The organism is Streptomyces dryopteridis (assembly GCF_049606955.1).
GTDB lineage: Bacteria > Actinomycetota > Actinomycetes > Streptomycetales > Streptomycetaceae > Streptomyces.
In genome coordinates this window covers 1,385,655-1,397,503 of the sequence record NZ_CP187113.1, presented here as the reverse complement: position 1 = coordinate 1,397,503, position 11,849 = coordinate 1,385,655, and the positions used below count along the sequence as shown (strand labels likewise).

The 11,849-nt window shown below is 71.9% G+C and carries 13 protein-coding genes and 5 tRNA genes; 14 read left to right on the top strand and 4 right to left on the bottom strand.

Going from position 1 to position 11,849, the window contains the following annotated elements:
- The first annotated feature begins 27 nt into the window (after nucleotides 1-27).
- The 6 genes from ACN20G_RS05570 to ACN20G_RS05545 all read left to right on the top strand — a co-directional run bounded on the left by ACN20G_RS05570 (nucleotide 28) and on the right by ACN20G_RS05545 (nucleotide 1,327).
- The gene (locus ACN20G_RS05570; RefSeq protein ID WP_424211596.1) at nucleotides 28-759 is read left to right on the top strand and encodes an HAD family hydrolase; all 732 of its coding nucleotides are present in this window, start codon (nucleotides 28-30) and stop codon (nucleotides 757-759) included.
- Between the two features lie 86 nt (nucleotides 760-845).
- A tRNA-Gln gene (locus tag ACN20G_RS05565) sits at nucleotides 846-917 on the top strand.
- A gap of 21 nt (nucleotides 918-938) precedes the next feature.
- A tRNA-Glu gene (locus ACN20G_RS05560) sits at nucleotides 939-1,011 on the top strand.
- A 61-nt stretch (nucleotides 1,012-1,072) separates the two neighbouring features.
- Nucleotides 1,073-1,148 (top strand) — tRNA-Glu (locus ACN20G_RS05555).
- A gap of 17 nt (nucleotides 1,149-1,165) precedes the next feature.
- Nucleotides 1,166-1,237 (top strand) — tRNA-Gln (locus ACN20G_RS05550).
- A gap of 17 nt (nucleotides 1,238-1,254) precedes the next feature.
- A tRNA-Glu gene (locus tag ACN20G_RS05545) sits at nucleotides 1,255-1,327 on the top strand.
- A gap of 163 nt (nucleotides 1,328-1,490) precedes the next feature.
- Here ACN20G_RS05545 and ndgR read toward each other — a convergent pair.
- A complete protein-coding gene (ndgR, locus tag ACN20G_RS05540; RefSeq protein ID WP_007266782.1) occupies nucleotides 1,491-2,207 on the bottom strand; it encodes an IclR family transcriptional regulator NdgR in 717 nt (238 codons plus the stop codon).
- 141 nt (nucleotides 2,208-2,348) lie between these two features.
- Here ndgR and leuC point away from each other — a divergent pair, with 141 nt between their 5' ends.
- From leuC to ACN20G_RS05520, 4 genes are all read left to right on the top strand, one after another.
- The gene (gene leuC / locus ACN20G_RS05535) at nucleotides 2,349-3,782 is read left to right on the top strand and encodes a 3-isopropylmalate dehydratase large subunit (protein ID WP_424211595.1); all 1,434 of its coding nucleotides are present in this window, start codon (nucleotides 2,349-2,351) and stop codon (nucleotides 3,780-3,782) included.
- A gap of 5 nt (nucleotides 3,783-3,787) precedes the next feature.
- Nucleotides 3,788-4,381: a 3-isopropylmalate dehydratase small subunit gene (leuD, locus tag ACN20G_RS05530; RefSeq protein WP_424211594.1), complete on the top strand. Its 594-nt coding sequence runs from the start codon at nucleotides 3,788-3,790 to the stop codon at nucleotides 4,379-4,381.
- Nucleotides 4,382-4,518: 137 nt separating this feature from the next.
- Entirely contained in the window at nucleotides 4,519-4,746 is a 228-nt protein-coding gene (locus ACN20G_RS05525) for a hypothetical protein (RefSeq protein WP_424211593.1), read from the top strand.
- Nucleotides 4,747-4,889: 143 nt separating this feature from the next.
- Nucleotides 4,890-5,585 (top strand): HU family DNA-binding protein, encoded by a 696-nt coding sequence (locus tag ACN20G_RS05520; protein ID WP_424211592.1) that lies wholly within the window; start codon nucleotides 4,890-4,892, stop codon nucleotides 5,583-5,585.
- Between the two features lie 81 nt (nucleotides 5,586-5,666).
- Here the strand turns inward: ACN20G_RS05520 and cofC are convergent, their stop codons facing one another.
- Nucleotides 5,667-6,476 (bottom strand): 2-phospho-L-lactate guanylyltransferase, encoded by an 810-nt coding sequence (gene cofC, locus ACN20G_RS05515; RefSeq protein ID WP_424211591.1) that lies wholly within the window; start codon nucleotides 6,474-6,476, stop codon nucleotides 5,667-5,669.
- 260 nt (nucleotides 6,477-6,736) lie between these two features.
- Here cofC and ACN20G_RS05510 point away from each other — a divergent pair, with 260 nt between their 5' ends.
- The 3 genes from ACN20G_RS05510 to ACN20G_RS05500 are packed head-to-tail and all read left to right on the top strand — an operon-like array spanning nucleotide 6,737 to nucleotide 9,710.
- The gene (locus tag ACN20G_RS05510) at nucleotides 6,737-7,489 is read left to right on the top strand and encodes a lysophospholipid acyltransferase family protein (protein WP_424211590.1); all 753 of its coding nucleotides are present in this window, start codon (nucleotides 6,737-6,739) and stop codon (nucleotides 7,487-7,489) included.
- A complete protein-coding gene (locus ACN20G_RS05505) occupies nucleotides 7,486-8,514 on the top strand; it encodes an NAD(P)H-dependent glycerol-3-phosphate dehydrogenase (protein ID WP_424211589.1) in 1,029 nt (342 codons plus the stop codon). The genes ACN20G_RS05510 and ACN20G_RS05505 overlap by 4 nt, the downstream gene beginning before the upstream one ends.
- Nucleotides 8,515-8,552: 38 nt before the next feature.
- Nucleotides 8,553-9,710 (top strand): D-alanine--D-alanine ligase family protein, encoded by a 1,158-nt coding sequence (locus tag ACN20G_RS05500; RefSeq protein ID WP_424211588.1) that lies wholly within the window; start codon nucleotides 8,553-8,555, stop codon nucleotides 9,708-9,710.
- Nucleotides 9,711-9,809: 99 nt separating this feature from the next.
- On the opposite strand, the gene ACN20G_RS05495 is transcribed toward ACN20G_RS05500, so the two are convergent.
- Nucleotides 9,810-10,292 carry a DUF3515 domain-containing protein gene (locus ACN20G_RS05495; protein WP_424215382.1) on the bottom strand — a complete coding sequence of 161 codons (483 nt, stop codon included), beginning with the start codon at nucleotides 10,290-10,292 and terminating at the stop codon, nucleotides 9,810-9,812.
- A 22-nt stretch (nucleotides 10,293-10,314) separates the two neighbouring features.
- Nucleotides 10,315-10,548: an Lrp/AsnC family transcriptional regulator gene (locus tag ACN20G_RS05490; protein WP_424211587.1), complete on the bottom strand. Its 234-nt coding sequence runs from the start codon at nucleotides 10,546-10,548 to the stop codon at nucleotides 10,315-10,317.
- Nucleotides 10,549-10,829: 281 nt separating this feature from the next.
- On the opposite strand from ACN20G_RS05490, the gene ACN20G_RS05485 reads away from it, so the two are divergent.
- The gene (locus tag ACN20G_RS05485; RefSeq protein ID WP_424211586.1) at nucleotides 10,830-11,807 is read left to right on the top strand and encodes a thiamine-phosphate kinase; all 978 of its coding nucleotides are present in this window, start codon (nucleotides 10,830-10,832) and stop codon (nucleotides 11,805-11,807) included.
- Nucleotides 11,808-11,849: the final 42 nt, after the last annotated feature.

Below are 11,849 nucleotides of genomic sequence, written 5' to 3'. Positions count from 1 at the left end.
GACCCGCGCGGACGTAGGCTCGGTCCCATGCCGATCCGAGCCGTGCTCTGGGACGTGGACGACACCCTCTTCGACCACACCGGCGCCGACACCGACGCCCTGGTCGCCCTCCTCGCGCGTTCCGGGCCCACCGCCCCGCGCCACGGGAGCCCGGCCGCCGCGCTCGCGGCCTGGCGGGCGGCCACGGCCCGGCACTGGGCGCGGTTCGAGGCCGGGGAGCTGACCTTCGAGGACCAGCGGTTGCACCGGGTCCGCGAGTTCCTGGCCGCGCCCCACCTGAGCGACGCCGAGGCCGGGGCCTGGTTCGCCGGGCACCTGGAGCGCTACGAGGCATCCTGGCGGCTCTTCCCGGACACCCTGCCCACCCTGGACGCCCTCGCGGCGAGCCACCGGCACGCGATCCTGTCCAACTCCGTGAACCCGATCCAGCACCGCAAGCTCACGGCCCTGGGCATCCGCGACCGCTTCGAGCTGCTGCTCTGCTCCGACGACCTCGGCCGCGCCAAACCCGACCCCGGGGCCTTCCACGCGGCCTGCGCCGCCCTGGGCCTGCCGCCCGCCGAGGTGCTCTACGTCGGCGACCAGCCCGAGACCGACGCGCGGGCCGCCCACGCCGCCGGGCTCGCGGCCGTCTGGATCGACCGCACCGGCTCGGACGCCCCCGTGCCCGAGGGCGCGCACCGGATCCGCGGCCTCTCCGAGCTCGCGGAGGCGAGCGGCATCGATACCCGTTTTGGAGCACGGTCAGGCATCCGGTAATGTTCTTTCTGCGCCGCCAAGCGGGCCGAAAGGGCCGGAAGGAGGCGCAACCCGAACGAAGCCCCCGACAAGGGGTTGAGTTTTGGTGGGGTATGGTGTAATTGGCAACACGGCTGATTCTGGTTCAGTTGTTCTAGGTTCGAGTCCTGGTACCCCAGCGCAGTGCGCATGCAGTGCTTGCCCCCGTTGTGTAGCGGCCTAGCACGCCGCCCTCTCAAGGCGGTAGCGCCGGTTCGAATCCGGTCGGGGGTACAGATCCTTCCCGCGAAGTGTCCAGGGTCGCACCCGGATGTTTTGATGCAGGATCGCTAGGGCCCCCGTTGTGTAGCGGCCTAGCACGCCGCCCTCTCAAGGCGGTAGCGCCGGTTCGAATCCGGTCGGGGGTACCAACTGGTCTTCCAGCCAGTGGCCTATGGTGTAATTGGCAGCACGACTGATTCTGGTTCAGTTAGTCTTGGTTCGAGTCCAGGTAGGCCAGCGGATCTCCAAGATCTTGCCCCCGTTGTGTAGCGGCCTAGCACGCCGCCCTCTCAAGGCGGTAGCGCCGGTTCGAATCCGGTCGGGGGTACACGAGGGAAGAGCCCCTTCGACGACAGTCGAAGGGGCTCTTCCTTTTTCGCGTTGCGTGTTCCCCCGCCCCCGGACGTGAGAAGGCCCGGGGGCGCGCTGTGCGGACGTGTGCGGCGTCGTGCGCGCCCCCGGGCCGGGGGAGTGGGGGAGTGGGGAAAGGGTCAGCCGGAGCGGCGCAGGGCCTCCGTGAGGCGCGCGGCGGCGTCGATCACGGCCTGGGCGTGCATCCGCCCCGGGTGCCGGGTCAGGCGCTCGATCGGCCCGGAGACCGAGACCGAGGCCACCACGCGGTTGGAGGGGCCGCGCACCGGGGCCGAGACGGAGGCCACACCGGGCTCCCGCTCGCCGATCGACTGCGCCCAGCCGCGCCGGCGCACGCCCGAGAGGGCCGTGGCCGTGAAGCGCGCGCCCTGGAGGCCGCGGTGGAGCCGCTCGGGCTCCTCCCAGGCCATCAGGATCTGGGCGGCCGAGCCCGCCTTCATCGGGAGCGTGGAGCCCACCGGGACGGTGTCCCGCAGGCCCGAGAGCCGCTCGGCCGCGGCCACGCAGATCCGCATGTCGCCCTGGCGGCGGTAGAGCTGCGCGCTCTCCCCCGTCACGTCGCGAAGATGGGTGAGTACCGGTCCCGCCGTGGCCAGCAGGCGGTCCTCGCCGGCCGCGGCGGCGAGTTCCGCCAGCCGCGGTCCGAGGATGAACCGTCCCTGCATGTCCCTCGCCACCATCCGGTGGTGTTCCAAAGCCACGGCCAGCCGGTGTGCCGTGGGTCGTGCGAGCCCTGTCGCCGCGACCAGCCCGGCGAGGGTGGCCGGACCGGACTCCAGTGCGCTCAATACCAGAGCTGCCTTGTCGAGAACGCCGACGCCGCTAGAGTTGTCCATGCAACGATATTCGCGTCTCACACTGTGAAACGCAAGTTCAAATTTTCCAAGAACCCGACAGTCTGTATGTACGGGCCCACGAACCACTGGGTTCGGGATCTCCAGCAGCGCCGACGTGGGCCGTCGGCCGAAGGGAAAGCGATGGCCAGGACACTCGCGGAGAAGGTCTGGGACGACCACGTCGTGCGACGTGCGGAAGGCGAGCCCGACCTCCTCTACATCGATCTGCACCTGCTCCACGAGGTGACCAGCCCCCAGGCGTTCGACGGGCTGCGCCTGAGCGGACGCGGGGTCCGGCGGGTCGACCTCACCATCGCGACCGAGGACCACAACACCCCGACCCTCGACATCGACAAGCCCATCGCCGACCCGGTCTCGCGCGCCCAGTTGGAGACCCTGCGCAAGAACTGCGCCGAGTTCGGGGTGCGCCTGCACCCGCTGGGCGACGTGGAGCAGGGCGTGGTCCACGTGGTCGGCCCGCAGCTCGGCCTGACCCAGCCCGGCACCACCGTGGTCTGCGGCGACTCCCACACCTCCACCCACGGCGCGTTCGGCGCGCTGGCCTTCGGCATCGGCACCAGCCAGGTCGAGCACGTGCTGGCCACCCAGACCCTGCCGCTGGCCCGCCCGAAGACGATGGCCATCACCGTCACCGGCGAGCTGGCCGAGGGCGTCACCGCCAAGGACCTGATCCTCGCGATCATCGCGAAGATCGGCACCGGCGGCGGCCAGGGTTACATCCTGGAATATCGCGGCGAGGCCATCGAGAAGCTGTCGATGGAAGCGCGGATGACCATCTGCAACATGTCCATCGAGGCCGGCGCGCGGGCGGGCATGATCGCCCCCGACGCCACCACCTTCGAGTACCTGCGCGGCCGCGACCACGCCCCCGTCGGCGCCGACTGGGACGCCGCGGTCGCCTACTGGGAGACCCTGCGCACCGACGAGGACGCCGTCTTCGACGCCGAGGTCGTCATCGACGGGGCCGCGCTGGCGCCGTTCGTCACCTGGGGCACCAACCCGGGCCAGGGCGCCCCGCTGTCCTCCTCCGTGCCGGACCCGGCCTCCTACGAGGACCCCTCGGAGCGGCTGGCCGCCGAAAAGGCGCTGGAGTACATGGGATTGACCGCCGGGCAGCCGCTGCGGGAGATCGCCGTGGACACCGTGTTCGTCGGCTCGTGCACCAACGGCCGGATCGAGGACCTGCGGGCCGTGGCCGAGGTGATCGGGGGCCGCAAGGTCGCCGAGGGGGTCCGGATGCTCGTGGTGCCGGGGTCCGTCCGGGTGGCGCTGCAGGCCGTCGAGGAGGGCCTGGACAAGGTGTTCAAGGAGGCCGGCGCGGAGTGGCGACACGCGGGCTGCTCCATGTGCCTGGGCATGAACCCCGACCAGCTGGCCCCCGGTGAGCGCTCGGCGTCCACCTCCAACCGCAACTTCGAGGGCCGGCAGGGCAAGGGCGGACGCACCCACCTGGTCTCCCCGCCGGTGGCCGCCGCCACCGCCGTGCTGGGCCGGTTGGCCTCGCCCGCCGACCTGACCGACGCCCCGGCCGACACCGCCCCCGCAGGAGTCTGAGAACCATGGAAGCCTTCACCACCCACACCGGCCGGGCCGTCCCGCTGCGCCGCGGCAACGTCGACACCGACCAGATCATCCCCGCCCACTGGCTGAAGAAGATCACCCGTGACGGTTTCGAGGACGGGCTCTTCGAGGCATGGCGCAAGGACCCGGAGTTCGTGACCAACCGGCCCGAGCGGCAGGGGGCGACGGTCCTGGTCGCAGGTCCCGACTTCGGCACCGGTTCCTCCCGCGAACACGCCGTCTGGGCGCTGCAGAACTTCGGTTTCAAGACCGTCATCTCCAGCCGCTTCGCCGACATCTTCCGCGGCAACTCGCTGAAGAACGGGCTGCTGACGGTGGTGCTGCCGCAGGAGACCGTGGACCGGCTGTGGGCCCTGACCGAGGCCGACCCGACCGCCGAGATCACCGTGGACCTGGTCGAACGCCGGGTCGTGGCCGAGGGTATCGAGGCCGCTTTCGAACTCGACGACAATGCCCGTTGGCGCCTGCTGGAGGGGCTGGACGACATCTCCATCACCCTTCGGAACGAGGCCGAGATCGACGCCTACGAATCGAACCGACCGGCCCACAAGCCCCGGACGCTGACCGTCTGATTCCGCTGTGACCAGGGATTGTTCACCGATCCCGAAGTGAACTCATCCGCGATGCCCCTCGCCTTCCCGGCGGGGGGCATCCGCGTTTGTTGAGGGCCCATGAGGCGACAACTCGCCCCAGATGGCACAATCTGTGCATGGAACGCGACAGTCAACTCAAGCTCACCGAACTCGTCGCGGACCGGTTGAAAGAAGCACACGCAAGGGTGCGCACACTGCAAGTCCCGGAGGGCGTAAGGATGACGCTGTCCCGGAAGCTGTTGGTCGTCACGGCCGCGGCGAAGCACGATCTCGCCGATGCGGCCAGACGTCTGGACAGGTTGATGAAGGACCTCGACGAGGGCCGATTCCCTGAAGGCGACTGATGCGAAGGAACTCCGCGACGGCTCACGTCGTTGCGGCACTAGGGTGATTAGCCCGTTTCGTGTTTGATTTGCGGTATATATCCGCCTACCGTGCGAAATAGCTTGAACAGATTCGTTCTGGCGATGTCTCCGAAGGGGAAGACGTGAACAAGGCGCAGCTCGTAGAAGCGATTGCCGACAAAATGGGCGGCCGTCAGCAGGCCGCCGACGCCGTCGACGCGGTGCTGGACGCCATCGTCCGCGCCGTCGTCGCGGGCGACCGGGTCTCGGTCACGGGCTTCGGCTCGTTCGAGAAGGTCGAGCGTCCGGCGCGGTACGCCCGCAACCCGCAGACCGGCGAGCGGGTCCGGGTCAAGAAGACCTCCGTGCCGCGCTTCCGGGCCGGTCAGGGCTTCAAGGACCTGGTCAGCGGCTCCAAGAAGCTGCCCAAGGGCGGCGAGGTCTCCGTGAAGAAGGCCCCCAAGGGCAGCTTGACCGGCGGGGCCTCGGCCACCGTCAAGAAGGCCGCCGCCAAGAAGACCACGGCCGCCAAGAAGGCCGCGGCCGCGACCAAGGCCCCCGCCAAGAAGGCCACCGCGACCAAGGCGGCGGCCAAGAAGACCACCACCGCCGCCGCCAAGAAGGCGACCACGGCCACGAAGAAGACGACCGCGGCGGCCAAGAAGGCCACCCCGGCGAAGAAGACCGCGACCAAGGCGGCTCCGGCGGCGGCCAAGAAGACCACCGCCAAGAAGACCGCCCCGGCCGCCAAGAAGGCCGCGGCCGCGACCAAGGCCCCCGCCAAGAAGGCCACGGCGCGCAAGACCACCGCGAAGAAGACGGCCACCCGCAAGAAGTAAGGGTTCTCCCGTCACGGCGTCGGGCCGGCCTCCCCTGTTCCGGGGAGGCCGGCCCGCGGTCGTTCCCGGCGCCCGCCCTGGTCAGAAGGTCTGCAGCGTGATCAGGTCGATGTGCATTCCCGCGCCCTCGCCCGAGGTCTCGATCCGCACCCGCTGTCCCGGCCGCAGCAACAACAGGCCGCCCGCGTCGAACGCGGGCGCCTCGAAGGGCACCGGGGTCCCGTCGTCCAGGAGCACGCTCCCGTGGCGGGTGGAGGGGTCGAAGGTGTACGCCGTCGCTTGCACGGAGCCACTGTAACGGGACGTGTGCGGGCCCAATCCCAGCCGCCGCGCGGCCGTCAGGTCCTCCCACGTGTCCACGTCCCGCCGCACGCTCGGCACGTCCGCCAGCGTGATTTCCCTCGCACCCGAGGCGATATGACGAGCGCGCGACGCACCGCCGAACGAGGGGCGCAATTCCTCGTCCGGAGCAGCGGAAAGCAACGTCGTGCCGATTCCCGCCGCGTCCGCGAGAAAAGCCCTCGGAAATAGCTCCGCATTGTCGAGCACCCGTTGCAATTCCGCCGGCCGGAGCGCGGGCAGGTCCGCGTTCAACGTCGCCACCCGGGCCCCGGGCCGCAGCGCCCGCACCCGGTCCGCCCCGTGCGCCAGCGCGGCGTTCAACCCCCCGTCGCCCGGCGGGTCCGGCAGGATCCGGGCCCCCAGCGCCCGCAGCGCGCGACGTGCCCGGGGATCGTCCGTGACCACCGCCACATCCAGCACCGACGGACAGGCCGCGACGGCCGCCACGGTGTCCCTCGCGAACGCCAGCGCCCACTCCGACCTCCGGCCCCCCACCGCCGGTGCCAGGCGGCTCTTGGCCGCCTCCAGCCGCTTCAGCGGCACCACCACGCTCCATCCCGTGCCCGTGACGGCCCCCTTCCCTCGACGCCCCCAGGCCGCCCGGAGGGGCCCGGGCGGCCCCCATTGTCACTCGTCGCCGCACGGGCCCGGAGCCCCCGGGGCGCGCGCGGGGCGTACGGTGTTCTCGACACGCGACCGGAGCGAGGCCAGACTTGTCCGGCTCGCCGAGCCCCCCACACGGCGCCGGCGACACCGGTCGGATGTCCTCGATCCCCGAGAACCCGCCGTTCGAAGAGGAAGGTGCGCGCGTGTCCCGCCGCAGAATCGGCTTCTGGTACCGCCTGGCGGCGGTCATCGCCAAACCGCCGCTGGTCGTGCTGTTCCGACGGGACTGGCGTGGCACGGAACACATCCCGACCGACGGCGGTTTCATCACGGCCGTCAACCACAACTCGTACCTGGACCCGCTGTCGTACGCGCACTACCAGTACAACACCGGCCGGGTGCCCCGCTTCCTCGCCAAGGCCGGACTGTTCAAGGGCGCCTTCGTCGGCGCGATCCTGCGCGGCACCGGCCAGATCCCGGTCTACCGCGAGACCACCAACGCCCTCGACGCGTTCCGGGCCGCCGTGAACGCCATCGAGAACGGCGAGTGCGTGGCCTTCTACCCCGAGGGCACCCTCACCCGCGACCCCGACCAGTGGCCGATGGCCGGCAAGACCGGCGTGGCGCGGGTGGCGTTGCTGACCAAGGCGCCCGTCATCCCGGTCGCCCAGTGGGGCGCGAACCTGGCGATGCCGCCGTACGCCAAGGAGAACAAGCTCAACCTGTTCCCCCGCAAGACCCTCACGGTGCTCGCCGGACCGCCCGTGGACCTCTCCCGCTTCCACGACCTCGAACCCACCCCCGAGGTCCTGCGCGAGGCCACCGAGGCCATCATGGCGGCCATCACGGCCCTGCTGGAGGAACTCCGCGGGGAGAAGGCGCCCGAGCGCCCCTACGACCACCGCCAGGCGCGGGCCGAGCAGCGGCGCAGGGCCGCCGGGGAGGACAAGCGGTGAACGCGAACGACACCAGGTCCGGCGGCCCGAGGGTCGCCGTCTACGGAACCGGCTCCTGGGGCACCGCCTTCGGCATGGTGCTCGCCGACGCGGGCTGCGAGGTGACCCTGTGGGGCCGCCGCAAGGAGCTCGTGGACGCCGTCAACGCCGAGCGGGTCAACCCCGACTACCTGCCCGACGTGCCGCTGCCCGACGGGATCCGGGCCACCACCGACCCCGCCGAGGCCGCCGCCGGCGCCGAGTTCGTCGTGCTCGCCGTGCCCTCCCAGACCCTGCGCGGCAACCTGGCCGCCTGGGCCCCGCTGCTGCCCGCCGACAGCGTGCTGGTCTCCCTGATGAAGGGCATCGAGCTGGGCACCGCCAAGCGCATGAGCGAGGTGGTCCGCGAGGTCGCCGGGGTCGCCGCCGAGCGGGTCGCCGTGGTCACCGGCCCCAACCTCGCCCGCGAGATCGCCGCCCGGCAGCCCGCCGCCGCCGTCGTCGCCTGCCGGGACGAGGAGGTCGCGCGCCGGCTCCAGGCCGCCTGCCACACCCCCTACTTCCGCCCGTACACCAACACCGACGTGATCGGCTGCGAACTCGGCGGCGCGGTCAAGAACGTCATCGGCCTCGCCGTCGGCATCGCCGACGGCATGGGCCTGGGCGACAACACCAAGGGCTCCCTGATCACCCGCGGCCTGGCCGAGACCACCCGGCTCGGCCTCGCCATGGGCGCCGACCCGCTCACCTTCTCCGGCCTCGCCGGCCTCGGCGACCTCGTCGCCACCTGCTCCTCGCCGCTCTCCCGCAACCACACCTTCGGCACCAACCTCGGGCGCGGCATGAGCCTGGCGGAGACCATCGCGGTCACCAAGCAGACCGCCGAGGGCGTCAAGTCCTGCGAGTCCGTCGCCGACCTCGCCCGCCGGCACGGGGTGGAGATGCCGATCACCGACACGGTCGTCGACATCGTCCACCACGGCAAGCCGCCGCTGGTCGCCCTCAAGGAGCTGATGGGACGCAGCGCCAAATCGGAAAGGCGCTGACCCCGTTCGGACGTGCGAGCGGGTACCCTCGTGGCGATATGAGCAGCGAGAACCTCCCCCAGACCCCGCAGTCGGGCGGCCGCAAGCCGCGCGTGGCCCTCGTCTTCGGCGGCCGTAGCTCCGAGCACGCCATCTCGGTGGTCACCGCCGGTGCCGTCCTGCGCGCCATCGACCGGACCCAGTACGAGGTGCTGCCGGTCGGCATCACCACCGACGGGCGCTGGGCGCTCACGGCCGACGCCCCCGAGCGGATGGCCATCGCCGACCGCAAGCTGCCCGAGGTCGCGGAGCTGGCCGAGTCCGCCGACGGCACCGTCGTGCTCTCCGTGGACCCCGCCAACCGCGAGGTCCTCTACACCGAACCCGGCGCCGTGCCCAAGGTGCTGGGCGAGGTGGACGTGGTCTTCCCGATGCTGCACGGCCCCTACGGCGAGGACGGCACCCTCCAGGGGCTGCTGGAGCTCTCCGGGATCCCCTACGTCGGCTCCGGCGTCCTGGCCTCCGCCGTGGGGCAGGACAAGGAGTACATGAAGCGGGTCTTCGAGTCCTTCGGGCTCAAGGTCGGCCCCTACCTCACCGTCCGCCCCCGCGAATGGGACAACGACGCGGCCGGCGCCCGCGCCCGGATCCTGGAGTTCGCCGGGGAGCACGGCTGGCCGCTGTTCGTGAAGCCCGCCCGCGCCGGCTCCTCCATCGGCATCACCAAGGTCGACGACGAGTCCGGCCTGGACGAGGCGATCCGCGAGGCCCGCCGCCACGACCCGAAGGTGCTGGTCGAGGCGCTGCTGCGGGGCCGCGAGATCGAGTGCGGCGTCCTGGAGTTCGAGGACGGCCCGCGCGCCAGCGTCCCCGCCGAGATCCCCCCGGTCTCCAGCCACGACTTCTACGACTTCGAGGCCAAGTACATCGACTCGGCCTCCGGGATCGTCCCGGCCCCGCTGACCGAGGAGCAGATCGCCGAGGTCCGCGCCCTGGCCGTGGCCGCGTTCGACGCCGCCTCCTGCGAGGGCCTGGTCCGCGCGGACTTCTTCCTCACCGAGGACGGCGAGTTCGTCATCAACGAGATCAACACCATGCCCGGGTTCACCCCCATCTCCATGTACCCGCGCATGTGGGAGGAGACCGGGGTGTCCTACCCCGAGCTGGTCGACCTGCTGATCAAGGCCGCGCTGCGCCGCTCCACCGGCCTGCGCTGACCCCTCCCGGCACGCCACGCGCGTCCGCCCGCCCGGTCGAGGAGACCCGGGCGGGCGGACGCGCGTGAGGGACGGGCCCCGACGGGGACCGGGCGGGCGTCAGTACGAGGCGATGCCCTCCGGCACCGTCTTCGCCACCGCCGCCGATATCCCCACCAGCAGACCGGCACCCCGGTCCTTCGCGGTGGCCGCGTCCACCACCACCTCGGTGTACGCGACCCGCAGACCGGTGGTGAAGCGGAACCGCCCGCCGTCGAGGGGCTCCAACAACCACGACACCCCGTTCACCTCGACGCCGTCCTGATCCGGATCGGCCATCCTGGGGGGCTTGGGGATCCCGCACCGCAGTACGATCGCGGAGCCGCCCCACGCGGCGGTCAGTTCGGAGTCCGGATCGGTGTCGCTCCGGGCGGCCCCCGCCACCTCCTCGGGAAGCTCCCCGTGCAACGCCGCACAGTGCTTCGCGACGTCGGCCGGCGGAGTGGGCGGGGGGTCCACGCGAGTTCGGGCACCGCAGCCCGCGAGGGCCACCAGGGCGACGAGGACGAGCAGGCGCGAGGGCGGCCGGCGGTGCGAGAACATCACCGGCCCAGACTAGACGGGGCTACAGATGGACGACCGGGCAGGTCAGGGTGCGGGTGATGCCGTCCACCTGCTGGACCTTGGCGACCACCATGCGACCGAGTTCGTCGACGGTGTCGGCCTGGGCGCGCACGATCACGTCGTACGGACCCGTCACGTCCTCGGCCTGGATCACACCCGGGATCTCGCCGATGGACGCGGCGACCGTGGACGCCTTGCCCACCTCGGTCTGGATGAGGATGTACGCCTGAACCACGGGACCTCCAGGAGGGCCATGAGGGGTGGATCCCCCGGCTGTCGTCGACCCCCGACCCGCGCCGTGAGGGCGAGGCGGACGGGGGAGGACCCTCGGGTGAGCGGCCCCGGGGGAGAAGAGACGCCACGGTACCGCGCCACCCCGTGCCACGGGGAGACCCGGACGTCCGTCGCCGCGCGCCCCGGGGCGCGCGCACCGCACACGTTGACGTATCCGTTGACGGTACCCACCCCGGCGGCGGCCCGCGACCGCAGGCCCGCCGGGCCGGAAGGAGCACAGCGATGAAGGGCACCGTGGGCGAGCTGGGGGAGTTCGGGCTCATCCGAGAACTCACCGCGCGCCTGACCACCACCCCGGCCGTCCGGGTCGGACCCGGCGACGACGCCGCCGTGGTCTCGGCCCCCGACCGTCGGGTCGTGGCCAGCACCGACATCCTCATCGAGGGCCGGCACTTCCGCCGGGACTGGTCCACCGCCTACGACGTCGGCCGCAAGGCCGCCGCGCAGAACCTCGCCGACATCGCCGCGATGGGGGCCGTGCCCACGGCCCTCCTTCTCGGTCTCGTCCTGCCCGCCGAACTCCCCGCCGCCTGGCCCACCGAACTCATGGACGGGCTGCGCGACGAATGTCAGGTCGCGGGCGCGGCCGTGGTCGGCGGCGACGTGGTGCGCGGCGACACCATCACCGTCTCCATCACCGCCCTCGGCGACCTGCGCGGCCACGAACCGGTGCTCCGCTCCGGGGCCCGCCCCGGCGACGTGGTCGCCGTCACCGGCTGGCTCGGCTGGTCCGCCGCCGGACTCGCCATCCTCCAACGCGGCTTCCGCTCCCCGCGCGCCTTCGTGGAGGCCCACCGCCGGCCCGAACCCCCGTACCACGCGGGCCCGGCCGCCGCCGCCCTCGGCGCCACCGCCATGACCGACGTCAGCGACGGCCTCGTCGCCGACCTCGGGCACATCGCCGAGGCCAGCAAGGTCCGCATCGACCTGCGCACCGCCGCCATCGACGTGCCCGGCCAGATGCACGACATCGGCACCGCCGTCGGCGTCGACCCCTACCAGTGGGTCCTCACCGGCGGCGAGGACCACGCGATCGTCGCGACCTTCCCCCGGGACGTGAAGCTCCCCGCCCGCTGGAAGGTGATCGGCGAGGTCCTGAACGTGTCCGCGCTGCCGCAGGTCACCGTGGACGGCGCGGCCTGGACGGCGGCCGGCGGCTGGGACCACTTCGGCGGGGCGACCGACGAGACCGGCCGCTGAACCGCCCCCCGCCGGCCCCGGCCCCCGCCCACCGGGGCCGGG

Excerpts from the sequence above, each read along its gene's own strand:
- ACN20G_RS05570 (WP_424211596.1), top strand. The coding sequence starts at position 28 with ATGCCGATCCGAGCCGTGCTCTGGGACGTGGACGACACCCTCTTCGAC.
- ndgR (WP_007266782.1), bottom strand. The coding sequence starts at position 2,207 with ATGGACAACTCTAGCGGCGTCGGCGTTCTCGACAAGGCAGCTCTGGTA.
- leuC (WP_424211595.1), top strand. The coding sequence starts at position 2,349 with ATGGCCAGGACACTCGCGGAGAAGGTCTGGGACGACCACGTCGTGCGA.
- leuD (WP_424211594.1), top strand. The coding sequence starts at position 3,788 with ATGGAAGCCTTCACCACCCACACCGGCCGGGCCGTCCCGCTGCGCCGC.
- ACN20G_RS05525 (WP_424211593.1), top strand. The coding sequence starts at position 4,519 with ATGGAACGCGACAGTCAACTCAAGCTCACCGAACTCGTCGCGGACCGG.
- ACN20G_RS05500 (WP_424211588.1), top strand. The coding sequence starts at position 8,553 with ATGAGCAGCGAGAACCTCCCCCAGACCCCGCAGTCGGGCGGCCGCAAG.
- ACN20G_RS05495 (WP_424215382.1), bottom strand. The coding sequence starts at position 10,292 with ATGTTCTCGCACCGCCGGCCGCCCTCGCGCCTGCTCGTCCTCGTCGCC.
- ACN20G_RS05485 (WP_424211586.1), top strand. The coding sequence starts at position 10,830 with ATGAAGGGCACCGTGGGCGAGCTGGGGGAGTTCGGGCTCATCCGAGAA.